The sequence below is a fragment of the Paraburkholderia atlantica genome (genome assembly GCF_000092885.1).
Taxonomy (GTDB): Bacteria; Pseudomonadota; Gammaproteobacteria; order Burkholderiales; family Burkholderiaceae; genus Paraburkholderia; species Paraburkholderia atlantica.
In genome coordinates, this window is sequence record NC_014117.1 from 249,632 (window position 1) to 274,231 (window position 24,600).

General features: G+C 65.5%; 25 protein-coding genes. 19 read left to right on the top strand and 6 right to left on the bottom strand.

Annotated elements, in window-relative coordinates:
* Positions 1–427 precede the first annotated feature (427 nt).
* Both BC1002_RS01115 and rfaE2 read left to right on the top strand, forming a co-directional pair.
* Positions 428–1,306, top strand: a complete 879-nt coding sequence (locus tag BC1002_RS01115) for a ferritin family protein (protein ID WP_013088232.1) — start codon at positions 428–430, stop codon at positions 1,304–1,306.
* A 153-nt stretch (positions 1,307–1,459) separates the two neighbouring features.
* Positions 1,460–1,942 (top strand): D-glycero-beta-D-manno-heptose 1-phosphate adenylyltransferase, encoded by a 483-nt coding sequence (gene rfaE2 / locus BC1002_RS01120; protein ID WP_013088233.1) that lies wholly within the window; start codon positions 1,460–1,462, stop codon positions 1,940–1,942.
* 68 nt (positions 1,943–2,010) lie between these two features.
* On the opposite strand, the gene BC1002_RS01125 is transcribed toward rfaE2, so the two are convergent.
* The 3 genes from BC1002_RS01125 to BC1002_RS01135 all read right to left on the bottom strand — a co-directional run bounded on the left by BC1002_RS01125 (position 2,011) and on the right by BC1002_RS01135 (position 4,103).
* Positions 2,011–2,250 carry a hypothetical protein gene (locus BC1002_RS01125; RefSeq protein ID WP_013088234.1) on the bottom strand — a complete coding sequence of 80 codons (240 nt, stop codon included), beginning with the start codon at positions 2,248–2,250 and terminating at the stop codon, positions 2,011–2,013.
* A gap of 78 nt (positions 2,251–2,328) precedes the next feature.
* A complete protein-coding gene (locus BC1002_RS01130) occupies positions 2,329–3,168 on the bottom strand; it encodes a type III pantothenate kinase (RefSeq protein WP_013088235.1) in 840 nt (279 codons plus the stop codon).
* The gene (locus BC1002_RS01135) at positions 3,165–4,103 is read right to left on the bottom strand and encodes a biotin--[acetyl-CoA-carboxylase] ligase (RefSeq protein WP_013088236.1); all 939 of its coding nucleotides are present in this window, start codon (positions 4,101–4,103) and stop codon (positions 3,165–3,167) included. The genes BC1002_RS01130 and BC1002_RS01135 overlap by 4 nt, the downstream gene beginning before the upstream one ends.
* A gap of 147 nt (positions 4,104–4,250) precedes the next feature.
* Between BC1002_RS01135 and BC1002_RS01140 the strand changes: the two genes are divergently transcribed.
* The 10 genes from BC1002_RS01140 to BC1002_RS01185 all read left to right on the top strand — a co-directional run bounded on the left by BC1002_RS01140 (position 4,251) and on the right by BC1002_RS01185 (position 13,031).
* On the top strand, positions 4,251–5,384 hold the full coding sequence (locus tag BC1002_RS01140) for an MlaE family ABC transporter permease (RefSeq protein ID WP_041734260.1): 1,134 nt from the start codon (positions 4,251–4,253) through the stop codon (positions 5,382–5,384).
* Positions 5,381–6,259 carry an ABC transporter ATP-binding protein gene (locus tag BC1002_RS01145; protein ID WP_013088238.1) on the top strand — a complete coding sequence of 293 codons (879 nt, stop codon included), beginning with the start codon at positions 5,381–5,383 and terminating at the stop codon, positions 6,257–6,259. Before BC1002_RS01140 ends, BC1002_RS01145 begins: the two co-directional genes overlap by 4 nt.
* A gap of 46 nt (positions 6,260–6,305) precedes the next feature.
* Positions 6,306–7,283, top strand: coding sequence for an MlaD family protein (locus BC1002_RS01150; RefSeq protein ID WP_013088239.1), 978 nt, complete (start codon positions 6,306–6,308; stop codon positions 7,281–7,283).
* A 30-nt stretch (positions 7,284–7,313) separates the two neighbouring features.
* Positions 7,314–7,940 (top strand): ABC-type transport auxiliary lipoprotein family protein, encoded by a 627-nt coding sequence (locus BC1002_RS01155; RefSeq protein ID WP_013088240.1) that lies wholly within the window; start codon positions 7,314–7,316, stop codon positions 7,938–7,940.
* 31 nt (positions 7,941–7,971) lie between these two features.
* On the top strand, positions 7,972–9,129 hold the full coding sequence (locus BC1002_RS01160) for a VanZ family protein (protein WP_013088241.1): 1,158 nt from the start codon (positions 7,972–7,974) through the stop codon (positions 9,127–9,129).
* Positions 9,130–9,265: 136 nt separating this feature from the next.
* The gene (locus BC1002_RS01165) at positions 9,266–9,589 is read left to right on the top strand and encodes a (2Fe-2S) ferredoxin domain-containing protein (RefSeq protein WP_013088242.1); all 324 of its coding nucleotides are present in this window, start codon (positions 9,266–9,268) and stop codon (positions 9,587–9,589) included.
* A gap of 32 nt (positions 9,590–9,621) precedes the next feature.
* Positions 9,622–10,266 (top strand): alpha/beta hydrolase, encoded by a 645-nt coding sequence (locus tag BC1002_RS01170; RefSeq protein ID WP_013088243.1) that lies wholly within the window; start codon positions 9,622–9,624, stop codon positions 10,264–10,266.
* Positions 10,267–10,587: 321 nt separating this feature from the next.
* Positions 10,588–11,817, top strand: coding sequence for a D-alanyl-D-alanine carboxypeptidase family protein (locus BC1002_RS01175; protein ID WP_013088244.1), 1,230 nt, complete (start codon positions 10,588–10,590; stop codon positions 11,815–11,817).
* Between the two features lie 13 nt (positions 11,818–11,830).
* On the top strand, positions 11,831–12,790 hold the full coding sequence (locus tag BC1002_RS01180) for a D-amino acid aminotransferase (RefSeq protein WP_013088245.1): 960 nt from the start codon (positions 11,831–11,833) through the stop codon (positions 12,788–12,790).
* Positions 12,762–13,031 (top strand): DUF493 family protein, encoded by a 270-nt coding sequence (locus tag BC1002_RS01185; RefSeq protein WP_013088246.1) that lies wholly within the window; start codon positions 12,762–12,764, stop codon positions 13,029–13,031. Before BC1002_RS01180 ends, BC1002_RS01185 begins: the two co-directional genes overlap by 29 nt.
* 27 nt (positions 13,032–13,058) lie before the next feature.
* On the opposite strand, the gene BC1002_RS01190 is transcribed toward BC1002_RS01185, so the two are convergent.
* On the bottom strand, positions 13,059–14,042 hold the full coding sequence (locus BC1002_RS01190) for a transcriptional regulator GcvA (RefSeq protein ID WP_013088247.1): 984 nt from the start codon (positions 14,040–14,042) through the stop codon (positions 13,059–13,061).
* A 98-nt stretch (positions 14,043–14,140) separates the two neighbouring features.
* Between BC1002_RS01190 and BC1002_RS01195 the strand changes: the two genes are divergently transcribed.
* The 3 genes from BC1002_RS01195 to lipA all read left to right on the top strand — a co-directional run bounded on the left by BC1002_RS01195 (position 14,141) and on the right by lipA (position 16,333).
* The gene (locus BC1002_RS01195) at positions 14,141–14,467 is read left to right on the top strand and encodes a DUF2917 domain-containing protein (protein WP_013088248.1); all 327 of its coding nucleotides are present in this window, start codon (positions 14,141–14,143) and stop codon (positions 14,465–14,467) included.
* 119 nt (positions 14,468–14,586) lie between these two features.
* Positions 14,587–15,312 carry a lipoyl(octanoyl) transferase LipB gene (lipB, locus tag BC1002_RS01200; protein WP_013088249.1) on the top strand — a complete coding sequence of 242 codons (726 nt, stop codon included), beginning with the start codon at positions 14,587–14,589 and terminating at the stop codon, positions 15,310–15,312.
* Positions 15,313–15,325: 13 nt separating this feature from the next.
* Positions 15,326–16,333, top strand: a complete 1,008-nt coding sequence (lipA, locus tag BC1002_RS01205; protein ID WP_013088250.1) for a lipoyl synthase — start codon at positions 15,326–15,328, stop codon at positions 16,331–16,333.
* A 97-nt stretch (positions 16,334–16,430) separates the two neighbouring features.
* Here lipA and BC1002_RS37450 read toward each other — a convergent pair.
* Positions 16,431–17,794, bottom strand: a protein-coding gene (locus tag BC1002_RS37450; protein WP_085954260.1) for an IS3 family transposase whose coding sequence is annotated in 2 segments (ribosomal slippage) — positions 16,431–17,294 and positions 17,297–17,794 — 1,362 coding nt in all. Because the reading frame shifts where the segments join, the coding sequence is not laid out codon by codon here.
* Positions 17,795–17,897: 103 nt separating this feature from the next.
* Here BC1002_RS37450 and ugpQ point away from each other — a divergent pair.
* The 4 genes from ugpQ to BC1002_RS01235 all read left to right on the top strand — a co-directional run bounded on the left by ugpQ (position 17,898) and on the right by BC1002_RS01235 (position 23,831).
* Positions 17,898–18,650 carry a glycerophosphodiester phosphodiesterase gene (gene ugpQ, locus BC1002_RS01220; protein ID WP_013088253.1) on the top strand — a complete coding sequence of 251 codons (753 nt, stop codon included), beginning with the start codon at positions 17,898–17,900 and terminating at the stop codon, positions 18,648–18,650.
* A gap of 377 nt (positions 18,651–19,027) precedes the next feature.
* Positions 19,028–20,308 (top strand): dicarboxylate/amino acid:cation symporter, encoded by a 1,281-nt coding sequence (locus BC1002_RS01225; protein ID WP_013088254.1) that lies wholly within the window; start codon positions 19,028–19,030, stop codon positions 20,306–20,308.
* Between the two features lie 45 nt (positions 20,309–20,353).
* The gene (locus BC1002_RS01230) at positions 20,354–22,450 is read left to right on the top strand and encodes a sensor histidine kinase (RefSeq protein ID WP_013088255.1); all 2,097 of its coding nucleotides are present in this window, start codon (positions 20,354–20,356) and stop codon (positions 22,448–22,450) included.
* 31 nt (positions 22,451–22,481) lie between these two features.
* Positions 22,482–23,831 (top strand): sigma-54-dependent transcriptional regulator, encoded by a 1,350-nt coding sequence (locus tag BC1002_RS01235; protein ID WP_013088256.1) that lies wholly within the window; start codon positions 22,482–22,484, stop codon positions 23,829–23,831.
* A 62-nt stretch (positions 23,832–23,893) separates the two neighbouring features.
* Here the strand turns inward: BC1002_RS01235 and BC1002_RS01240 are convergent, their stop codons facing one another.
* Complete coding sequence (locus BC1002_RS01240; protein WP_013088257.1) at positions 23,894–24,430, bottom strand: TlpA disulfide reductase family protein; 537 nt, start codon at positions 24,428–24,430, stop codon at positions 23,894–23,896.
* Positions 24,431–24,600 lie beyond the last annotated feature (170 nt).

Consider the following 24,600-nt stretch of genomic DNA (forward strand, 5'->3'; position numbering starts at 1 on the left):
AGAGAAGTCAATGCCATATCGCGCTCGCACCGCTTCTGTCACGGGTTTGGCGGGAGGCGCGTGCTATCATCGTGTAAGCTTGATCTGGCTTTGGGGCGTGTGCCGAAAACTACCAATCCCGCCGCCCTTGCGTCATTCGCCGCCGGCGCTACCGGTGCAGGGCTGGACGGTGTGGTTGTCGACCCAGACTGGCTCGACCTCAGGCAAAGGGTATTGCTCACCCACGGTTGGCCGCGGCGCCTGATTCACGCTTCAGGCGCCAATACAACAGCCCGGACTTCTTTGCTGCCCGATGCTTCTGGGCGGCCGGTTAACGCGTAAAATTGAATGCTTGGCCGATAAACGGCACGTCCGTTCGTCGCAGGTAAAAACGGCTACACGTAGCAGCAACAGACACACACAGTATGTGCAGAACAGGGGTGGGACTATGAACACCATGCTTTATCCGGAACTTTATAAATCGCTCGAATCCGTTCGATGGGACATGGAGAAGGACATTCCCTGGGACAAATTCGATGCATCGCTGTTGACCGACGAGCAGGCCGCGACGATCAAGATGAACGCGATCACCGAATGGTCGGCGTTGCCCGCCACGGAAATGTTTCTCCGTGACAACCATCACGACAGCGATTTCTCCGCATTCATGAGCGTGTGGTTCTTCGAAGAGCAGAAGCATTCGCTGGTGCTGATGGAATACCTGCGTCGCTTCAAGCCGGAACTGGTCCCGACCGAGGAAGAACTGCACGCGGTGCGCTTCGAGTTCGATCCCGCGCCGCCGCTCGAAACGCTGATGCTGCACTTCTGCGGCGAAATCCGCCTGAATCACTGGTATCGCCGCGCCGCCGAATGGCACACCGAACCGGTCATCAAGCACATCTACGAAACCATCTCGCGCGACGAAGCGCGCCACGGCGGCGCGTATCTGCGCTACATGAAGAAAGCGATGGCGCAAACCGGCGACATCGCACGTGCCGCGTTCGCGAAGATCGGCGTGCTGATGGCGTCGGCGCGTCGCACCGAAAAGCCGCTGCACCCCACCAACCTGCACGTGAACCAGGCGCTGTTCCCGCGCGACACGATCCAGTCGCGTCTGCCGGACCCGGAATGGCTCGAGCGCTGGCTCGACGAGCAGATCCGTTTCGACGACGGCTGGGAAAAGAAGGTCGTCGAGCGCATTCTGCACAACCTGTCGCTGCTGTTCGAACGCACGTTCACCACCGCGCAGGAACTGAACCGTTATCGCAAGGAAGTGGTCGCGCGTCTGCAAGCCGCCGAACAAAGCCCGGCGCAGCAGCAACCGGCGTAACGGCTCGGGCGGTTTCAGCACCGTTTCAAATGGCGGTCCGACAAGCGTGAGCTTGCCGGACCGTTTTGCTTCGAGCCGCCCAGCGTGTATCGTGGCGGCACTCGGCCTTCCTCTTCCCGCAACTCCGTAACTCCCCAACTCTGTGACCGTGCGATGACCGCCATCTTTGAACGCAAGATTCTGACGCGCGATGCCTTGGTGAAGCTGCGTCCTTCGCTGCGCGCGCCCGTCGTATTTACGAACGGCGTGTTCGATATTCTGCATCGTGGTCACGTGACCTATCTGGCCGACGCGAAGGCGTTGGGCGCGTGCCTGATCGTCGGTGTGAATAGCGACGCATCGGTGCGGATGCTCGGCAAAGGCGACGACCGGCCGATCAACAACGAGGCCGACCGCATGGCCTTGCTCGCGGCGCTGGAAAGCGTCGACTACGTGGTGGGCTTCGGCGAGAAGACGCCGGTCGAGTTGATCTCCGCGCTGCGCCCGGACGTGCTCGTGAAAGGCGGCGACTACGACATGGACGCGCTGCCCGAATCGGCGCTCGTGCGCGGTTGGGGCGGCAAGGCGCTCGCGATTGCGTTCGAGCACGATCGCTCGACCACCGCGTTGTTGAAGAAGGTGCGCACGCCGGGTTGATGCCGCGCGTTGCCGCGAGAACGTGCGGCGCAATGTTTAAGCTCTAACCGACCGCGTCGCTCACCTGATTACTGCGGCAACTCCGATGTAGAAATCGGCGCCTGCGGCGCGGGTCCGCCGACCACGGCCTGGTCGGCCGCATCGGCGGCGCTGACCGGGCGCACCTTCAGCCAGTTCGGATGAATCTGGCGGTGCAGATGATTCGGCTCGCGTCCGCTGGCGGTGGGTATCGGGCCGAACGCGCCACGCAGCGCTACATAAGCCAGCACGTTGACAACAATCAGAATGGCGATCGGCCAGCGAAGCATTGTGGGTGTTTCCAATCCAGAGAGAAGTTGAGCCTGGGGTCCGAGAGCGAAACTCGGGCGCACGCGCCCGGCAGGCAATCAACCGCTTCGGCGCGCCGTATCCTCGGCGGCGATCAGCGCGAGCCCCGACAGCACCAGCGAATCGTGGCGAGTATGCGGCACTTTCAGCGCGCTCGCCACTTCGTCGGCGGCGCCGCCGCTGACCACGAGACGCACCGGCACCCGCCACTCATCCTGCAGATCCCGCCACATTCGCTCGATCAATCCGGCCTGCGCCAGCGTGCAGCCCGCCGACAGCGAGCGCGGCGTATCCGTTGCGAAGAACGGACCGCGTCGGGCAGCGTCGGCCGTATCGGCTCCATCGAGCAGACCACGCGCGTGCGCGACGTCGAGCGTCGGCAGTTGCGCGGTGTGCTCACCGAGCGAGCGCATCATCAGCGTCCAGCCCGGCGCAATCAATCCGCCGATAAACGCGCCGTCCGCGCGCAACGCCTCGAGCGTCGTCGCGGTGCCGAAGGTCGCGAGCAGCAGATGTTCGCCGGGAAAGGCCGCGTGCGCGCCGATCATGCCGCACCAGCGGTCGCTACCGAGCGACTGCGGTGTCGTATAGCAATTGGCCACGCCGCATTGATGAGCGCTCGCGCGGATCGTGGCGAGAGGCAGTTGCGGCCAGTGCGCATCGACGAACGCGGCGATGTGCGCCGCGATCTCCGCGCCCGCGACGTTGGAGAGCCATGCGCCGCATGGCGCCGGCAAGTCAGCCCACCCGGTTTGCGAACCTGACTGCGCGCGTGGCCCGGCAACGTCGTGATGCGCGAGCGCACCGCTCGCCAACTGCGTCCCGTCCGGCTGCACCAGCGCCCACTTGATCCGGCTATTGCCCGCGTCGATCAGCAGAAAAGGCGCGCGCTGCGTCATGCGGCACCGTCGGCGAGGCGCAGCGACACGTCGCCGGTCGCGATGCTCTGACGGCCTTCGGCCGTATCGAGCAGCAACTGGCCGCGTTCGTCGACGCCCGCCGCCACGCCGCGCGCGAGTTCTTGACCTTGCTCGAGCAGCACCACATCGCGGCCCGCGTACGCATGCACCGCGTTCCAACGCGGCTGGAACGGCGCAAAGCCTTCGGCGCCGAAGCGCTGCAGCATCGGTTCGAGCGCACTCAATTCGGCGGCCAGCGTGTCGGTCAGATTCGCGTTAGGCAGCGCGCGCTGCAAAGCGGTCGGCACGGTGCCGCGCGCCTGCGGCGTTACCTCGGCGTTCAGCGCGCCGACTTTCGCCGCGAGTTCGTCGGCGCCCTTCACGTTGGTGCCAATGCCGATCACTACCGCGCTCGCGTCGTCGGTGCTCCACGCGGTCTCGATCAGGATGCCGGCGAGCTTGTCGCCTTCGAGCAATACGTCGTTCGGCCACTTCAGCGCGATCTGTCCGGGACCCGCGACCGGTAGCGAGCGCAGCCCGTCGACGAGCGCGACACCCACCGCGAGGCTCAAGCCCGCGAGCCCTTCGAGCGGACGCGGCAGCACGCACGCGACCGAAAACAGCAGCGCGTTGCCGGGCTCCGCGTACCAGGGCCGCCCGCGACGGCCGCGCCCGGCGGTCTGCAGATAAGCGACGCGCACGATCGGCCGCGGCAGCGCGTTCGCGTGTCGCGGTAGTGCTTTCATGTGGGCCATCAGATCGGCGTTGGTCGAACCGGTTTCTTCGACGATTTCGATCGGCCAGTCATGCGCGTGCGCGCCGAACAGTTTGACCGCGCGTTCGCGATCGATGCGCCAGTCGGCCGAAGCCGACGACGAGGCCGCGGCCGCGCTTGCCGCAGCGGACCGAGAGGCGGGAGTTTTGGAGGCATTCATGCCTCGTATTGTAGCCACAGCAAACCCGCCCGGGACTCGAATGCGGACCGGCGAGGAGGCGACGCGGATCGATGCACATCCTGGCGGACCGGCGGCCGAGCCTTCGTTACAATGGCCGCTAATCCGATAACCAGATTCACGCGATCCTTGAACTACGACATTCCGCCCGGCCTTGAAGTCGCGGTCGGCAGCCAAGGCAAGATCGTCCGTCTCTCGGGCCAGTGGACGGCGCTCGCGCTCGCGCGCGATCGCGACACCGGGCACGTGATTCCGCAACTGCGTTCGCTGACCGGTGCGCAAGGCATCGGCGGGTGGGACCTGTCGCGCGTCGACAGCATGGACCACGTCGGCGGGCAGGCGCTGTGGCGCGTGTGGGGCCGCAAATTGCCGCCGGGTACCGCGCTCACGGACACGCAGCGTGACATCTTCGAGCGCATCGCGCTGCTCGACACGGTGCGCGAGAGCGCCGAGCCGGTCACGCGCTTCGATCCCTTCACGCGTCTCGGCCTTGGCATCTTCTCGTTCGTCGAGCACATGCAGGGCGGCGTCGCGATGCTCGGGCGCGTCGTGCTCGATCTGCTGGCGATCCTGCGCAAGCCGAAACTCACGCCTTGGACCGAGATTTCCGCGAACATCTACAACGCCGGCGCCCGCGCGCTGCCGATCACCGCGCTCGTCGCGTTCCTGATCGGCATCGTATTGAGCTATCTGTCGGCACAGCAATTGCGCATCTTTGGCGCGAACCAGTTCATCGTCAATATTCTCGGCCTCGCGGTGATTCGCGAACTCGGGCCGGTGCTGTCGGCGATTCTGGTGGCGGGCCGCTCGGGCTCGGCGATCACCGCGCAAATCGGCGTGATGCGCGTGACCGAGGAGCTCGACGCAATGCGCGTGATGGGCATCCCGCACGGCCTGCGGCTGATCCTGCCGCGCGTGATCGCCCTGGCCGTCGCGATGCCGCTGCTCGTGATGTGGACCAACGTGATCTCGTTGACGGGCGGTGCGCTTGCCGCGAAGCTCGTGCTCGGCATCGACATGAGCTTCTTCGCGCGGCAACTGCCCGTCGTCGTGCCGATCGCGAACCTGTGGATCGGCCTTGGCAAGGGCGCGGTGTTCGGCATGCTGATCGCGATCGCCGGCTGTCATTTCGGTTTCCGTATCAAGGCCAATTCGCAGAGTCTCGGCGAAGGCACGACGACTTCGGTGGTCACGTCGATCACGATCGTGATTCTCGCGGACGCAGTGTTCGCAATCCTCTTTCAGAATGTGGGGCTCGGATGATCGCGCCACTAACCGAAGCCGTACGCGGCCAGCCCGTACCGTCGATCGCCGAGCCGGTGATCGAGGTGATCGACATCACCAAGCGCTACGGCCGCAACATCGTGCATCAGCATCTGAACCTCGACGTGCGGCGCGGCGAGATCGTGTCGATCGTCGGCGGCTCGGGCTCGGGCAAAACCACGCTGGTGCGGCAGATTCTCGGCCTCGAGCGGCCGTCGCGGGGCACGATCAAGCTGTTCGGCGAAGACCTCGCCACGATCTCGCCCGAGACCGCGCTGCTGATGCGCAGCCGCTCCGGCATGCTGTTCCAGCGCGGCGCGCTGTTCTCGTCGCTGTCGGTGTTCGACAACGTCGCGCAACCGGTGCGCGAGCTCGGCAAGGTGCCCGAAGACCTGCTGCGCGACATCGTGATGCTGAAGCTCGAAATGGTCGGGCTGCCGTGCAAGCACGCGTCGAAGATGCCGTCGGCGCTGTCGGGCGGCATGATCAAGCGGGTTGGCATCGCGCGCGCGATCGCGCTCGAACCCGAACTGCTGTTCCTCGACGAACCGACCGCCGGCCTCGATCCGCAGGCGTCCGACGAATTCGTCGAGCTGATCTCGGGGCTGCATCGCGCGCTCGGTCTGACGGTCGTGATGGTCACGCACGACCTCGACACGATGGTCGCGCTGTCGACGCGGGTGGCCGTGATTGCCGATCGCAAGGTGCTCGTCAACGCGCCGGTCGAGGAGGCCGCGGGCGTCGACCATCCGTTCATCCGCGAATATTTCCTCGGCCTGCGCGGGCGCCGCGCGCTGCAGGCGCTGCCGCCCGAGCGCCGCGCGAGGCTGCCGCAGGCGGCGCTCGAGCCGGCGTCGTCCGAGTTGTCGCTGTGAGGCCGGTCGCCGCGAAGCGGGCCGCTATGAACCAGGAAAACTGACAATGGAAAACAAAGCACATGCGTTCTGGGCCGGTCTCTTCACGGTCGTGCTGACAGCGGCGATCGCGTTGGCCGCATATCTGTTCAATGTCGACCGTACCGTGCGGGTGCCGTACGACCTGATCGCGCGCACCAACGTGACTGGCCTCTTCGCGGACGCGGCGGTGCGCTTTCGCGGGCTCGACGTCGGCCGCGTACAGTCGATCAAGTTCGATCCGGCACATCCGGGGCAGATCCTGATCCGCATCATGGTCGACGAGCACGCGCCGATCACGCATTCGACGTTCGGCAGCCTCGGCTTGCAGGGCGTGACCGGCATCGCGTTCATCCAGCTCGACGATACCGGGCGCGACCTGACTCCGCTGCATTCGTCGGTGCACCAGGTCGCGCAATTGCCGATGCGCCCCGGTTTGCTCGACCAGTTGCAGCAACGGGGCGACGTGCTGCTGCGCAAGCTCGAAAAAGTCACCGACAACGTGAACGATATGCTGTCGCCGGAAATGGTCGAACAGCTGCACGAGACGGCGGCGAGCATCGCGCAGGCGGCTTCGGGCGTCGCGACGCTGACTCGTGAGATGGCGCCGGTCGCCAGCAAGCTGCCCGGCACGATCGATCAGCTGAACCATACACTCGCGTCGACCAACCAGATGATCACGGGCCTGAACCGTCCGGACGGGCCCCTCCAGCGTAATCTGAACAAGGTCGGCACGGCCGCGCAGCAGGCGGGCGAGGCGCTCACGCAGATGAACACGACGATGCAGGACCTGTCCGCGCGGGTCGGCTTCGAGACGCTGCCGCGCGTCAACTCGCTGACCGAGGACGTGCGCTCGGCGGCGCAATCGATCGATCGGGCCGCCGACACCTTCAATACCAATCCGCGCAGCGTGCTGTTCGGCGCGCCGCGCGCGGCGCCGGGTCCGGGCGAGGCCGGCTTCGCGTGGCCCGCCGCCGCCGCGCCCACAGCCCCCGCAGCCCATTAAATTCGCAGGCTAGAACAGAGGAAGATGCCCATGTCACGCTCGATTCACCGACTGTTGTCCTCGCGTGCCGCGTTCGCGGCGCTGCTCGCGTTCGGCGTGCTGGCGGCGGGCTGCGCGGGCACGTCCGCGGTCGTGTCGGACGTCCGCTACGACTTCGGACCGCCGCCGCAGGCCGCCACCGCGAGCCGGCTGCCTGCCGTCAAGGTGCTCGAGGTCAGCGCGCCGTCCGTGCTCGAATCCGATCGGCTGACGTATCGGCTGAGCTACGCCGATGCGCAGCAGACGGCCGCGTACGCCAACAGTCACTGGACGATGATGCCGTCGCAACTGCTGACGCAGCGCCTGCGCAACGCGCTGAGCGAGCGCGGCACCGTGCTGACGGGCGCGGACGGCGTGAGCGCGCCAGTGCTGCGGGTCGATCTGACCGAGTTCGAGCAGGTGTTCGCCAGCCCGACGGACAGCCACGGCGCAATCACCGCGCGCGCTACGCTGATGCAGGGCGGCAAGGTGGTTGGCCAGCACACTTTCGTCGCGCACGCGTCAGCGCATTCGGCGGATGCGGCTGGCGGCGCGCGCGCGCTCGCCGTGGCCAGCGACGACCTGGTCGCGCAGATCGCCACGTGGCTCGGCTCGCAGGCGCTGGTCGCCGCGCAATGACGGGCGGGCAGCGCACGCAACGGAGCGCTGCATGAGCGAACGCCCCTGGCTACGGCGCCCGTCGACGCTGGCCCGTCGAGCGCTGCTGCTGTACGCGGCGCTGATCATGTACGGATCGTGGTATCCGTTCTCGGGCTGGCGCTCGCTCGGCATCGCGCCGTTCGCCTATCTGTTCGATCCGATGCCGCAGTACCTGACGGCGTTCGACGTCGTCACCAACGTGCTCGGCTATATGCCGTTCGGCGCGCTGGTGGTGCTCGCGGTGTATCCGCGCTGGCGAGGCACGCTGGCGGTCGCGCTCGCATTCGTGTTGGGCGGGCTGCTGTCGGGCACGATGGAAGCCGTGCAGACCTATTTGCCGGCCCGCGTCGCGTCCAATCTCGACCTTGCCGCAAACACGCTCGGCGCGCTCGTCGGCGCGGCGATGATGTCGCCATTGACCGGCGCGCTGCTCGATCGCGGCCTGCTCAGGCGGCTGCGGCTGCTGTGGTTCGAGCGCGGCCATGCGACGCTCGCGTGCGTCGTCGCCGCGTGGCCGTTCGCGACGATGTTTCCGGCGCCGCGTCTGTTCGGTCTCGGCAACTGGCCGCGCGCGCTGTGGCTGAGCGTCGATCCGGCCACTCAGGACGCGCTGCTCGCGTGGACGCCGTCCGCGTGGCACGTCGGCGTATGGCCGGCGGCGGCCGCCGCGTGGCTGGACGACGACACGTGGGAAGCGCTGATCACGACGCTGAACCTGTTCGCGGCGCTCGCGCTTGCGTCGCTGCCGATGCGCCGTCATGCGCCGCGCGTGCGCCTGCTGTTCGTGTTCATCGTCGCGACCTTGTGCGTGAAGGCCGGCGCGACGTTCCTGCAATCGCAATCCGGCCTCGCGTTCGACTGGGCGACGCCCGGCGCGTTGCTCGGACTCGGGTGCGGCACGGTCGCGGCGCTCGTCGCGCTGCCGCTGCGGCGGCGCGTGCGCGCGACGCTCGCGGGCGTCGCACTCGTGATCGCACTCGTGTTCGTCAATCTGCTGCCGGTGAACCCGTATTTCGACGCGGTGCTCGCCGACTGGCGGCAGGGGCGCTACCTGCATTTCAACGGGCTCGCGCGCTGGCTCGCGTGGATGTGGCCCTATGCGGCGCTGGTGTGGCTCGCGTTCGCGGTCGAGCGGGCATGGCTGAAGCGGCGCGCGAAGCCGGCCTGACGGGCTCGCGTGCCGGACGCCAGGCTCCGGCGCCTGCACAGCCCGGTCGCTATAATCGTCCGCACGACGGGCGCTGCGGCATACCGCATGTTGACGGCGCCATTGCACTTCCTTTCAGGCTCGCCTCCCGAACATTATGGATTCCTTCTACAAGCACCACGTCTTCTTCTGTCTGAATCAACGCGACCCCGGCGCCGAGCGTCCGAGCTGCGCGAACTGTAACGCGCAGGCGATGCAGGAGTACGCGAAAAAACGCGTGAAGCAACTGGGCCTCGCCGGTCCCGGCCAGGTGCGCATCAACAAGGCCGGCTGCCTCGATCGCTGCGAACTCGGCCCGGCGCTCGTCGTGTATCCCGAGGCGGTCTGGTACACCTACGTCGACGAGAGCGACATCGACGAGATCGTCGAATCGCATCTCGTGAACGGCAAAATCGTCGAGCGTCTGAAGATCGATCAATAAAGCGAACCACGAAACGATCCACAGGCATCCCGATGAACGTCAACACGAAGAAGTATCTGATCGACGGCCCGGTCGGCAAGATCGAGGTCGCGCTGGACCTGCCCGACGACGTGCGCGATAAAAGCGCCGCGCCGCGCGGCATTGCGCTCGTCGCGCATCCGCATCCGCTGTTTGGCGGCACGATGGACAACAAGGTCGCGCAGACGCTCGCGCGCACGCTCGTGCAACTGAACTACGTCACCTACCGGTCGAATTTCCGCGGCGTCGGCCAGACCCAGGGCGAGCACGACGCGGGCGTCGGCGAGCGCGACGATCTGCGCGCGGTGCTCGAGCACATGCGCGCCGATCCGGACTACGGCGATCTGCCGCTCGTGCTCGCGGGCTTTTCGTTCGGCACCGTGGTGCTGTCGCACGTCGCGGCGAAGCTGCGCGACGAGGGCCGGGAAATCGAGCGCATCGTGTTCGTCGGTACCGCGGCGAGCCGCTGGGACGTCGCGCCGGTGCCCGAAGGCACACTCGTGATTCACGGCGAAGTCGACGAGACCGTTCCGATCCAATCCGTGTTCGACTGGGCGCGGCCGCAGGAACTGCCGGTCGTCGTGATTCCGGGCGCCGAGCACTTTCTGCATCGCAAGCTTCACATCCTGAAGCGCATCATCGTCGACGCCTGGCGCTGAAAACGCGCGACGCCCGTTTTGCGGGGGACAGGTGCGCGCAAACGTGTGCAAATCGACGACAAACGCGCGAAGTTGACCAGGTAGCGCGCGTATAATGAGCGCTCTTTTTTTGGGCACAGCGCCGCCCAGCCGGCAAAATCGCGCGCCGCGGAATCATTTCGCGGGAGGGCGCGGCCGGGTGCGCAGCGCTGTGCTCGCGAACCGATTGCGTCGCCATCAGTCCAACGGGCGCCCGCCGTTTTACGGCCACACGCCCCACCGACCGGCTCCCCCAACTCCGCGCGCTGTCGCGCAACGTATCTTTCTGCACGAATCGACCCTATGCGTTTCTCCTCCTCTGGCCGCACGTCCTTCCCGTCAGTCGCTTCTTTCATTCCCACTTCGCTCAATCGTGCCATCGCCGTTGGCCTCGTGCTGCCGGCCACCCTGGTCGCGAGCACCGCGTTCGCGCAGGTGCCGCCGCCGGGCGTCAACGCGCGCTCGTGGGTGCTCGTCGACGCGACCAGCAACCAGGTGCTCGCGTCCGCCAATGCCGACGAACGCGTCGAGCCGGCATCGCTGACCAAGCTGATGACCGCGTATCTGGTGTTCGAGGCGCTCGACACGAAGAAGATCACGATGGATCAGAGCATCGAGCCGAGCGAAGCCGTGCGGCGCGTGCGCAACGACGAATCGCGCATGTTCATCGAGGCGCTCAAGCCGGTGACCGTGCACGACCTCGTGTACGGCATGATCGTGCAGTCGGGCAACGACGCGGCGATCGCGCTCGCCGAACTGGTGGGCGGGAGCGAGGCGCAGTTCGTCGACATGATGAACAAGGAAGCGCAGAAGCTCGGCATGAAGAACACGCATTTCGCCGACGTGAACGGCATGCCCGACCCGCAGCACTACACGACCGCGGGCGATCTCGCGATCCTGTCGGCGCGCCTGATCCGCGACTATCCGGATTACTACAACATCTTCTCGGTCAAGGAATTCACGTACAACAAGATCAAGCAGCCGAACCGCAACCGTCTGCTGTGGATCGATCCGACCGTCGACGGTCTGAAGACCGGCCACACGCAAGCGGCCGGCTACTGCCTGATCGCGAGCGCGAAGCGTCCGCTGCCGGGCACGACCGACGCGTCGCGCCGTCTCGTCTCGGTGATGATGGGCGAGACCAAGGAGCACGATCGCGTGCAGGACAGCCTGAAGATGCTGAACTACGGCTACACCGCGTACGACACGACGCGCCTCTACAAGGCGAACCAGGTCGTGGCCACGCCGCGCGTCTACAAGGGTTCGCAGGACAGCGTGCAGGTCGGCGTGAAGAGCGACCAGTACATCACGCTGCCGAAGGGTGCCGGCGACAAGGCGAAGCCGCAGATCGAACTGAACGATCCGCTGATCGCGCCGATCGCGAACGGCCAGCAGATCGGTACCGCCAAGCTCGTCGCCGACGGCAAGGTGCTCGCGCAGTTCCCGGTCGTCGCGCTGCAGCCGGTGCCGCAAGCCGGTGTAGTCGGCCGCGTGTGGGATTCGCTGATGCTGATGTTCAACAAGAAGAAGTAAGGGCTACGCCGCAATGACCGCTGTCTCCGGGGTTTCGCCGGACCCGATCGTTTATCTGAACGGCGAACTGGTGCCGTTGTCCGAAGCACGCGTGCCGGTGCTCGACCGCGGTTTCATTTTCGGCGACGGCATTTACGAAGTGGCGCCGTTGTACGCGCACGCGAGCGGCCGCCGCACCGCGTTTCGTCTGAAGCAGCATCTGGCGCGTCTCGCGCGCTCGGTCGGCAAGATCGGCATCGCCAATCCGTTCGACGACGCCGGCTGGCGCGAGCTGATCGGACGGGTGGCCGAGGCCAACGAAGCGGACGGCGGTTTGCGTGCCGATCAGGACGCGATCGCGTACATCCAGGTCACGCGCGGCGTGGCGAAGCGCGGTCACGCGTTTCCGGCCGGCGTGAAGCCGACCGTGTTCGTGATGGTCACCCCGCTGAGCCTACCCGGCGCCGCGCACCGCGCGAGCGGTGTCGCATGCGTCAGCGCCGAGGATCGTCGCTGGCTCAATTGCGACATCAAGTCGGTGTCGTTGCTCGGCAACGTGCTGATGGCGCAATACGCGGCCGAAAACGACGCCTTCGAGACGCTGCAGTTCCGCGATGGTTTGCTGACCGAAGGGTCGTCGTCGAACGTGTGGATCGCGAAGGACGGCGTGCTGGCCGCGCCGCCGCGCAGCAACAAGATTCTCGAAGGGATCCGCTACGGGCTCATCGAGGAATTGACGGCCGAATGCGGCATCCGCTTCGAGGCGCGCGACATCACCGAGGCCGAAGTGCGCGCGGCCGATGAAATCATCGTCAGCTCGGCGACCAAGGAAGTGCTGCCGGTCACGCGGCTCGACGGCGCGCCGGTCGGCGCGGGCCAGCCGGGCGCGGTGTTTGCGGCGCTGTATGCGGCGTATCAGCGAGCCAAGGCGGCCGAAGCCGCCGCGGCGCAAGAAGGAGTAGAGAATGAATCCCGAGAACGACTCACTGTTTGAATTCCCCTGCGATTTCCCGATCAAGATCATGGGCAAATCGCATCCTGAGTTTGCCGCGACGATCGTCGAAGTGGTGCGCGAGTTCGATAGCGAGGTCGATGCGTCGCGCGTCGAGACGCGACCGTCGAGCAGCGGCACCTACACGGGGCTGACCGTGCACGTGCGCGCGACGAGCCGCGCGCATCTCGACGACATCTATCGCGCGCTGACCGGCCATCCGATGGTCAAGGTCGTGCTGTAACTAACACGCCTCACGCGATTTTTCGCATCACGGCGCGACGCGCAACGCGTCCGCCGGCGCTTGCTCCACTACCAGGCGCGCACACGCCTCGGGCCCCGCCGCGCAGGCGAGATCGAACAGCTGCCTGAAGCGCGCCACCTCGTCGAACACCCAGTCGCGAAACGCCTTGACCCGCGCGGTCTCCAGCGTCTGCGGCAGGCAGACCAAATAGTATTGCCACGGGCTGGGCCCATCCACGTCGAAGAGCCGCACGAGCCGGCCTGCTGCGATTTCGTGCATCGCGAGCGAGCGGCGCGTGAGTGCGACTCCCTGGCCGTCGACGGCCGCCTGCAGCAGATTCGACGAATCCTGATACAACACGCCGCGTTTCGGCTCCGGCCAGTCGGTGAGGCCGGCGGCGTCGAACCAGGGGCGCCATAGCTCGTCGTCGGAGCGCAGCAGCGGGACTTTAGCGAGATCGGCCGGGGTTTGCGGCAGCTTGCCGCCGTTGAAGTTGGGCGAGCAAGCCGGGAAGAAAATCTCGTCGAGCAGCAGCTCCGCGTGCAGCCCCGGATATTTGCCGAAGCCGAAACGGATCGCGACGTCGACGTCGTCGCGCGCGAAGTCCGTCAGCGCATTGGTGGTCAGCAGCTCGAGATCCCACTGCGGATGCGCCTCGATAAAGCTGCCGATGCGCGGCGTCACCCAGCGCGCCGCGAACGACGACAGCATCGATATGACGAGGCGCCGCTCGCGGTCGCCGGCGCGAATCGCGCGGGTCGCATCGGCGAGCTCCATCAGCGCGGCGCGCACCTGGGTGGCGTAGCGGCGACCGGTTTCGGTGAGGCGCACGCGCTTGCCGTCACGCGCGAACAGCGACACGCCGAGCTCGGCCTCGAGCGCGCGGATCTGGTGGCTGACCGCGCCGTGCGTGACGAAGAGCTCGTCGGCGGCGCGCGAAAAGCTCTCGTGGCGGGCGGCGGCTTCGAACGCCTTGATCGCATTCAGGGCGGGGAGTTGACGCAGGTCCATCGCAATATTTCTCACATAGACGTGAAAATTGATCGTTTTGCCCAAGTCCTTGGTGCACCTAGGATTCTAGTCAGGAAACGATTTTTGGCGAGGGCCTCATGCGAGAAATTTCCTCTAGCATTGCATATGAAATCCGCACTGGTGACACGCTGCCGCTGAAGGTCGCGCGCAGCACGAAGCTGACTGTGCGAGGCGGCGCAGTGTGGGTCACGCGCAGCGATGACACGAAAGACTATTGGCTGCAGCCCGGCCAGACGCTGCATCTGCGGCGCGGCGAGCGGCTCTGGCTCAGCGCCGAGGGCGCCACGTTCGCGAAGGTCACGTTCTCGGTGCCGACGCGGTGCGACAAGCGCGCGCTGAACTGGTTCGCGCGCATCGGCGAGCGCTGGATGATGCGCGTGCGCGGCGGCTGGCGCACGGTTTGAGCGTGAGCGCGGCGGCTGCGCCGCGTCTTGCGATGGGGCTGGCGGCGCGCCAGCCCGCTGTGTCGAGTTCCCCGTCTTCTCGGACGCGGTTTCCCAGATTTCGGTAAACTCCCGGGATCATGTGCGCCACCCCGTTTTCTCCGTCTCTTCTTGCTGCCATCGAGCCGCCCACGCTGCGCTGGCTCGGCCGCGAACCCTACGAAGCCAGTTTCGACGCGATGCGCGCGTTCACCGACGCCCGCACCGCCGACACCCCCGACGAAATCTGGCTCGTCGAACATCCACCCGTCTTCACGCTCGGCCAGGCCGGCGATCCGGCTCACCTGCTCGCCGCCGACAGCAGCATTCCGCTCGTCAAGGTCGACCGAGGCGGTCAGATCACGTATCACGGGCCCGGCCAGGTGGTCGCGTATCTGCTGCTCGACCTGCGCCGGCGCAAGCTGATGGTGCGCGAGCTGGTTACGCGGATCGAGCAGGCCGTGATCGATACCCTGGCGGCGTATAATCTCGCCGGAGAACGCAAGGCGGGCGCCCCCGGTATCTACGTGGCGCCCGGGCCCGAGGCCGGGCCGCATGCCGGCGCCAAGATCGCGGCGCTTGGCCTGAAAATCCGCAACGGCTGCAGCTATCACGGCGTGAGTCTGAACGTGAACATGGACCTGCGGCCGTTTCTCGCGATCAATCCATGCGGCTACGCGGGGCTCGAAACAGTCGACATGGCGACGCTCGGCGTCGCCGCCGGCTGGGACGACGTGGCCCGTACCCTCGCAGCAAGTCTCACCGCAAACCTCGACGGCAAACCCGCGGCCGTCGCCCAACCGCAGACCGGTGCGCTCACCGCCTGACTGGATCGAACGAATGACTGACGTAACCGCGAACTCCGCAGCAGCCACCTCCGCGCCCGAAGGCGTGCCGGCCCCCGCCGCCTACGACGCTACCGCGAAGCAGAAAGCGCAAGCCAAGACCGCGCGCATCCCGATCAAGGTCGTCCCGATCGAAAAGCTGAAGAAACCGGACTGGATCCGCGTGAAGGCGGCCACCGGCAATTCGCGCTTCTACGAGATCAAGCAGATCCTGCGCGAGCACAACCTTCACACGGTGTGTGAAGAGGCGAGCTGCCCGAACATCGGCGAATGCTTCGGCAAGGGCACCGCGACCTTCATGATCATGGGCGACAAGTGTACGCGCCGCTGCCCGTTCTGCGACGTCGGCCACGGCCGTCCCGATCCGCTCGACGCCGACGAACCGGCCAACCTCGCGCGCACCATCGCCGCGCTGAAGCTGAAATACGTGGTGATCACCAGTGTCGACCGTGACGATCTGCGCGACGGCGGTGCGGCGCACTTCGTCGAATGTATTCGTCAGACGCGCGAGCTGTCGCCGCAAACGCGCATCGAAATCCTGACGCCGGATTTCCGCGGCCGCCTCGACCGCGCGCTCGGCATTCTGAACGCGGCGCCGCCCGACGTGATGAACCACAACCTCGAAACGGTGCCGCGTCTGTACAAGGAAGCGCGCCCGGGTTCGGATTACGCGCATTCGCTGAAGCTGCTGAAGGACTTCAAGGCGCTGCATCCGCACGTCGCGACCAAGTCCGGCCTGATGGTCGGCCTCGGCGAAACCGAAGAGGAAATCCTGCAGGTGATGCGCGATCTGCGTGATCACGATGTCGACATGCTGACGATCGGCCAGTATCTGCAGCCGTCGGAGCACCATCTGCCGGTGCGCGCTTACGTGCATCCGGACACCTTCAAGATGTACGAGGAAGAGGCGTACAAGATGGGCTTCACGCACGCCGCGGTGGGCGCGATGGTTCGTTCGAGCTATCACGCCGACGTGCAGGCGCATGGAGCCGGCGTAGTCTGACGCGCTGGCGCCTCGCGGCTGTTGCTTCGCTTCACGCCCGCAAAATCGAAAAAGCCCGCCGGTGTGAACTGACCCCGCAAAGTTGGACGGTTTTCGGCTAGGGCCGTGAGGGCTGGGTTCTGTACATCACAGGACTCAGCCCTTTTAGTTTCAGCTTGATGCGTTGGTGATTGTAGTAGTGAATGTAGTCTTTGATGCCGGCCTGAAGTGCTTCAATGCTCTGGAAGCGATTCAGGTGGAAGAACTCTGACTTCAGCGTGCCGAAGAAGCTCTCCATCGTGGCGTTATCGTGGCAGTTTCCCTTGCGCGACATGCTCTGTGTCAGGCCGCGCCGGGCGAGCAACGTCTGGTAAGCACTCATCTGATAGTGCCAGCCCTGATCGGAGTGGACCACGGGCCGATCGTCAGGCTTCAGCTTCCTCATGGCCTTCCTGATCATGCCTGCGACCATTGCAAACGCCGGACGTGTGGCCGTCTCGTAAGCCACAATCTCGCCGTTATACAGATCCAGAACGGGCGACAGATAGAGCTTGTGCTCGCCCACCCGGAACTCGGTGATATCGGTGACCCACTTCCGGTTTGGCGCATCGGCGTCAAACTCTCTTTGCAGCACGTTCGGCGCAATCCGTCCCACCGTCCCCCGGAAGGCGCGGTACTTCTTCGGACGCACCAGGCACTTCAGCTTCATGAGCTGCATCAGTCGCTGGACAGTCTTGTGATTGACAACGATACCCAGGCGCCGGATCGCGCTGGTGATGCGCCGATAGCCATACCGTCCCTTGTGCTGCTCGAATAACGAGCGGATACGCGCCTTGAGTTGCGCGTGTTTGTCCGCCACCAGCGATGCCTTGCACTGATAGTAGAAAGTGCTGCGCGCCAGGCCCGCCACCTTCAGCAGGCCGTCTACTGGAAACTGATGCCTTAACCCGGCCACTATTTGCGCTTTTTGCGCGGCGCTTTGGGGCTTTCCGAGCGGATCAAGGCATCGAGTTTTTTTAGGTACGCGTTCTCCATGCGCAGATAGTTCAGCTCTTCAAGGAGCTCTTCTTTCGTGCGGGACTCGTCGGACTTCGTTGAATCGGACGGCACAGATGACTTGGGTTGCTTCACGGGTCGTCCTCGGGGGCCAGGCTGCAGGGCCTGGATACCTCCCGAATCATACTGGCGTTTCCAGATGCCGATCGTAGTCGGATTGCGGATATCGAAAACTGCGGCCGTTTCCCGCAACGACAAGTCCTTCGTCTGCATGAATTGCAGCACCTTTAGCCGGAAGCGCGCATCGAAACGCCCGTACTTCTTCCTGAACGCCGCTTCGCCGTGTACCTGCCACGCGGCAGCCCATTTGCGTACCGTGCCATGGTCTATACCATGCCGATGCGCAACCTCCCGATTACTGCCACCTTTGCCTGACAGATAATCCCTGACAACAGAGCGCTTGAACCGCGCGGTATGCCTGCTCATAAAAAAACACCCCAAATCGTTGAACGGGTGTCCAACTTTTGGGGTGCAGTTCAGTGTGCGGGCTTTTTTTTGAACCGTTCATCTATCAGTAAGGAAACGACACGTGGCAACTGGGATCGATCGCAGGACCTCCGCACAATGGCCTTATCCGCGGCTGATCGCGCACCGCTGCGGCGGCACGCTCGCGCCGGAAAACACGCTGGCCGGTTTCGACGCCTGCGTGCGCTACGGTTATCGCATGGTCGAATTCGACGCGAAGCTGTCCGCCGACAACGCGCTGTTCCTGCTGCACGACGACACGCTCGATCGCACGACCAACGGCCACGGGCCTGCTGCCACGCACACGTGGCAGCAACTCGCCGCTCTGGATGCCGGCGCGTGGCGCGGCGCTGAGTTCGCCGGCACGCGGTTGCCGACGCTCGCCGACGCGGCCGAGCGTTGTGCTCGCGACGGCATCGCCGCGAACATCGAGATCAAGCCGTGTCCGGGCCGCGAAGTCATCACCGGCACGCTGGTCGCGCAAGGCGCGCTCGAGCTTTGGGAAGGGCAGACGCCGCCGCTGCTGTCGTCGTTTTCGTTCGACGCGCTCGCCGCTGCGCGCGCGGCCGCGCCGTCGCTGCCGCGCGGCATGCTGTTCGAGCAGGTGCCGGCGGACTGGTTGAGCATCGTGCGCGAGCTCGACTGCGTTTCGCTGCATGCGAGTCACCGTTATCTGAGCGAGCCCCTGGTCGCCCAAATCCGCGCGGCCGGGCTGCGCGTGCTCGCCTACACGGTGAACGATCCGGCGCGCGCGCGGGTGCTCGAAGAATGGGGCGTGGACATGATTTGCACGGATCGGATCGATCTGTTGACCTGAAGTCGCGCTCGCAAGCTTCGCCCCAACCCCTGCGGGTTTTCCCGCAACCGCGCGCGCACCGGATTCCGGATTCCCCGACAGCATTTGTCCGGATTTCCGGAATCCCGGACGGCGCGCGCCGCGCCTTGCCGGAAAATCCATAAAAATCAAGGCTCTCAGTCTGAAATCAAACTGGCATCGACCTTGCGAATTAAAACGCGTGGCCGCCACGGCCCGACAAAAAAGCAAGGAGACACCGATGTCCGATTTCCCTTCCCGGTATTTCTGAATTCGTCGTCTTTGCAGCGGCCCGCTATCGTGCGCGCACGTGACGACCTTTCGTTTGCGTGTCGCGCGTCGCGGCAAGTCATTCGCTCATATCCCTCGCAGGAACCATCGTGAAGAAACCTATCCATAAAGTGCTGTACGTCCAGGTGATCGTGGCGATCATCATCGGCATCGTTCTCGGGCATTTCTACCCGAACCTCGCCATCGACATGAAGCCGCTCGGCGACGGCTTCATCAAACTGATCAAGATGGTGATCGGGCCGATCATCTTCTGCACGGTCGTGACGGGCATCGCCGGCATGGAAGACATGAAGAAGGTCGGACGCGTCGGCGGCAAGGCGCTGCTGTACTTCGAAATCGTCTCGACGTTCGCTCTGGTGCTCGGCCTCGCCGCCACGCACCTGTTGCGGCCCGGTGCCGGTTTCAACGTCGACCCAGCCTCGCTCGACGGCCGCGCGGTCGCGTCGTATGCGGCGAAGGCGCACGGCCAGTCGACCGTCGACTTCTTCATGCACCTGATTCCGGACACGCTGTCGTCGGCGTTCGCGCAGGGTGAGATCCTGCAGATCCTGCTGATCGCGTTGCTGTTCGGCGCCGTGCTCGCGACGGCCGGTGAGAAAGGCAAGCCCGTCACGAACTTCATCGAAGGGCTGTCGCACATCCTGTTCGGGATGGTGCGCATCATCACGAAGCTGGCGCCGATCGGCGCGTTCGGCGCGATGGCCTTCACGATCGGCAAGTACGGCATCGGCTCGCTGCTGCCGATGCTCAAGCTGATCGGCACGTTCTACCTGACCTCGATCGTGTTCGTGGTGGTCGTGCTCGGCGCGATCGCACGGATGGTGGGCTTCAACATCCTGCGTTTCATCGCGTACATCAAGGAAGAGATGCTGATCGTGCTCGGCACGAGCTCGTCCGAAGCCGCGCTGCCGCAACTGATGCAGAAGCTCGAAAATCTCGGCTGCTCGCGCTCGGTGGTGGGCCTCGTGGTGCCGACCGGCTACTCGTTCAACCTCGATGGCACCAACATCTACATGACGATGGCGGTGCTGTTCATCGCCCAGGCGACCAACACCGACCTCTCTTGGGGCCAGCAGCTGACGCTGCTCGCGGTGACGATGCTGACCTCGAAGGGTGCGAGCGGCGTGACCGGCGCGGGCTTCATCACGCTCGCGGCGACGCTGGCCGTGGTGCCGACGATTCCGCTGTCGGGCATGGTGCTGATCCTCGGCATCGACCGCTTCATGAGCGAGTGCCGCGCGCTGACGAACATCGTCGGCAACGGTGTCGCGACGGTCGTCGTGTCGGCCTGGGAAAAGGAGCTCGATCGCAGCAGGCTGAACAAAGTGCTGCGCGGCGAGGTGGCGGTCAAAGAGCCGGCTGGCGTTTGAGCCTCGCCTCGCCAACCCTGTCGTGACCAGCGCGGACGCTTAAGCATGAAACCGGCGTCCGCGCGTTCTTCCGGGGCGTCTCCGGCCTCCCCGGAGCTTTCCGCGCCTACCTCCGGCGAGACCGCCAGCCAAACCCGCGGCTACGCCCGCGACCCGTTCGACGGCGATCCCTTGCCGCCCTATGCCACAATGTCCGATGCCCATCGATCGGACTTTGCCAACGTGACCCGCCGCCTGCTGATTCTCTTCGCGCTCGCAGCCGGGCTCGTGGCGGCATGCTGGGTCACCTACAGCCTTGCGTGGAAAAGCGGTGTCGACACGCTGAGGCGCAACGCCGCCGTGCGCGCCGAGCGCACCGCGAGCGCGCTCAAGAGCACGCTCGAGCGTTATGAATCGCTGCCTTACCTGCTCGCCGAGCATCCGATCGTGCACGACGTGCTGATCGATCCGTCTCCCGCCAACGTCAAGCGCGCGAATCTCTATCTCGAAGACCTGAATCGCCACGCGCGCGCGACGGTCACCTACATCATTTCGCTCGACGGCTACTGCGTCGCCGCCAGCAATTGGCGCGGCCCGGGCAGCTTCGTCGGCGCCGGCTATCAGTTCCGGCCGTATTTCGTCGATGCGATGAATGGCGGCGTCGGCCGCTTCTTCGGCATCGGCACCATTTCGCAGGCGCCCGGCTACTACATCTCGCAGCCGGTGCGGCGCGACGGCAAGATCGTCGGCGTAGCAGTCGTCAAGCTCGATCTCGAATGGTTTCAGGGCGTCGACGCGTCCGAGCCGCTTGTCGTCACCGACGATCATGGCGTGATCTTTCTGTCGTCGGTGCCGGCATGGAAGTACCACACGATCCGGCCGCTGCCCGGCCGGATCGCCGATTCGATCTACCAGGCGCGCCAGTACGCGCAGCAGCCGATCGAGCCGCTGCCGGTGACGGTCGAGCGCATGCTCGAAGGCAACGCACAGATTCTGCGCATCGGCGGCGGGCGCTTAGCGCCGCGCTACCTCGCGTCGCGGCACGCGATGGGCGAGCCGGACTGGCATCTGATCACGATGTCGCCGGTCGATCCCGTCGATGCCGACGCACGCAAGGCGACCATCGTCACCGGTTTCGGCTATGTGTCGCTGGTGCTGCTCGCGTTCTACTGGCGCATGCGGCGCGCGCGCGTGCGCGAGGTGATGCGCAGTCGCGCGCTGCTGCAGAAGGCGTATGCCGAGCTGAACCAGCGCGTCGCCGAGCGCACCGCGGATCTGTCCGAGGCGAACGAGCAGTTGCACAAGGAAGTCGCCGAGCGCACCCGCGCCGAGCAGGAGCTGCGCGCCGCCCACGACGAACTGATCCAGGCGAGCAAGCTCGCCGCGCTCGGCCAGATGGCGGCCGGCATCACGCACGAGTTGAACCAGCCGCTCGCGGCGCTGCGCAGTTTCTCCGACAACACGCGCGTGCTGCTCGAACGCGGCGATCAGGCATCGGCGCGCGAGAATCTCGAAGCGATCGCGGCGCTCACCGAGCGCATGGGCAAGATCACCAACCAGCTGAAGCTGTTCGTCGGCCGCGCGCGGCCGCGTAGCGCACGCGCGTCGATCGTGCGGGCGCTGCGCAACGTCGTTGCATTGCTGCAAAAGCGTCTGCAGGGCGTCGAGCTCGAATTCGTGCTGATCGATGCGCAGGCGGACATCGACGCCGGGGCCGCCGCTGCGCCGGGCGGCGCGCGCATGCCGCTGAATCTCGCCGACGATCATCCGGAGCTGGTCGCGAATTGCGACGATCTTAGGCTCGAACAGGTGCTGATCAACCTGCTCGGCAACGCGCTCGACGCCACCGCCGGCATGAACCCGCCGCGTATCACGGTCGAAGTCGAGGCCGGCGCCGCGAACCTGTCGATCGCGGTCGGCGACAACGGCCCCGGCATTCCCGACGACGTGTTGCCCCACCTGTTCGAACCGTTCTTCACGACGAAGGAAATGGGCCAGGGGCTCGGCCTCGGCCTCGCGATTTCGTCGTCGATTGCGCGTGATTGCGGCGGCTCGCTGGTCGCGCGCAACGCGCCGCAAGGCGGTGCATCATTCGTGTTGACGCTGCGTCGCGCGCGCGTGCAGACCAGCCCCTCGCACGATCCGCTGACCGCTGGCTCCTGATTTCACCCCGAAGCATCACCCGGAACACGCAATGAACGACGGCCTGCAAGTGCTGTATATCGAAGACGACGAACTGGTGCGGCGCGCGAGCGTGCAGAGCCTGCAACTTGCTGGCTTCGACGTGATCGGCCATGCATCGGTCGAGGCGGCGGCGAAGCTGATCAGCGCGGACTTTTCTGGCGTGATCGTCAGCGATATCCGGCTTCCCGGCGCGAGCGGCCTCGATCTGCTCGCGCAGTGCCACGAGCGCGCGCCCGACGTGCCAGTGATTCTGGTCACCGGCCACGGCGATATCTCGATGGCCGTGCAGGCGATGCGCGACGGCGCCTACGACTTCATCGAAAAGCCGTTCGCGTCCGAGCGACTGATCGAAACCGTGCGGCGCGCGTTGGAGCGCCGCAAGCTCGTGCTCGAAAACCTCGCGTTGCGCCGTGAGCTGGCTGGGCAGAACGCGGTCGCGCCGCGCATCATCGGCCGCAGTCCGGCGATCGAGCAGGTGCGGCGGCTGATCGCCAACGTCGCGCCGACCGATGCGTCCGTGCTGATCAACGGCGATACCGGTGCGGGCAAGGAGCTGATCGCGCGCAGCCTGCACGAGCTGTCGCCGCGGCGCGACAAGCCGTTCATCGCGGTGAACTGCGGCGCGCTGCCCGAGCCGATGTTCGAATCGGAGATGTTCGGCTACGAACCGGGTGCGTTCACCGGCGCGGCGAAACGGCGGATCGGCAAGCTCGAACACGCGTCGGGCGGCACGCTGTTTCTTGACGAGATCGAAAGCATGCCGCTCGCGCTGCAGGTCAAGCTGCTGCGCGTGCTGCAGGACGGCGTGCTCGAGCGGCTCGGCTCGAATCAGCCGATTCGCGTCGATTGCCGCGTGGTCGCGGCGGCGAAAGGCGATATGGCCGAGCACGTCGCGGACGGCTCGTTCCGGCGCGATTTGCTGTACCGGCTCAACGTCGTGACGATCGCGCTGCCGCCGTTGAGCGAGCGTCGTGAGGACATCGTGCCGCTGTTCGAGCATTTCCTGCTCGATGCGGCGGTCCGCTATCAGCGGCCAGCGCCGATGCTCACCGATCGCCAGCGTGCGAGCCTGATGCAGCGCGATTGGCCGGGCAACGTGCGCGAGCTGCGCAATGCCGCCGACCGCTTCGTGCTCGGCATCGCCGACGAACCGGTGCTGTCGTTCGGCGAAGACGACGGGACGACCCATCCACTGAAGGAGCGGGTCGAGCAGTTCGAGCGCGCGATGATCGCCGAGGCGTTGGAGCAGGCGGGCGGCGTGGTCGCGGTCGCGGCGGACCGGCTGCAGCTCGGCAAGGCGACGCTCTACGAGAAGATCAAGCGATATGGCCTTGCGGCCAAAGGAGAAGGGGAGCGGTGATGAGAGCGGCGCCGGCGGCGGGAGATTGCGCCGGCGCGCGTTGAGGATCTGCTTGAACCGGCTTAAGCCGCGCCAGCCTTCAGCGCCTTCGCGAGCAACTGGTCGAGTTCCGCGAACTGCGGCTCGCCGACATAGCGCTTCAGGATCTTGCCGTCTTTATCGATGACGAAGGTGGTTGGCGTGAGCTGCACATTGCCGAACTGCTTGGCGGCCGAGCCGTCGTCCATGGCGACCTTGAACGGCAGCTGACGCGTTTGCGTGTAATTGGTGACGTACATCGGCGCGTCGTAATTCATCGCCACCGCGACGAATTCGAGGCCCTGGCCCTTGAAGCGGTTATAGGTCTCGACCATCTGCGGCATTTCCTTCATGCAGGTGTCGCAGCTCGTTGCCCAGAAATTGACCAGATAAACCTTGCCTTTCAGGTCGGCGGTCGTGAGCTTCTGTCCGGATAGCAGCGTGAAGGTTGCATCGGGCACGCGCTGCTGGCCGGCAAACGCGAAGTAACCGGCGACGGCGAGCGCAATGGCCACGGCCACCGCAATCAGATAGCGAAGCGGGCTCGTACGCCGGGCGGCGGTCGGTGAAGTTGAACTCATGGACGGGACCTCGTGAGTCGCGCGCGGCGCGGAACAATGGGGCGGTGCAATGGACTCTGGCCTGTGCTGAATAGCTTTTCTATTGTAGCTGCAGCGGGGCGGCTGCGCCGAAATGGCGCGAGCGCGCGGCTCGGCGCGACGGGCCGGCAGCGGATCAGCGGATAATGGCG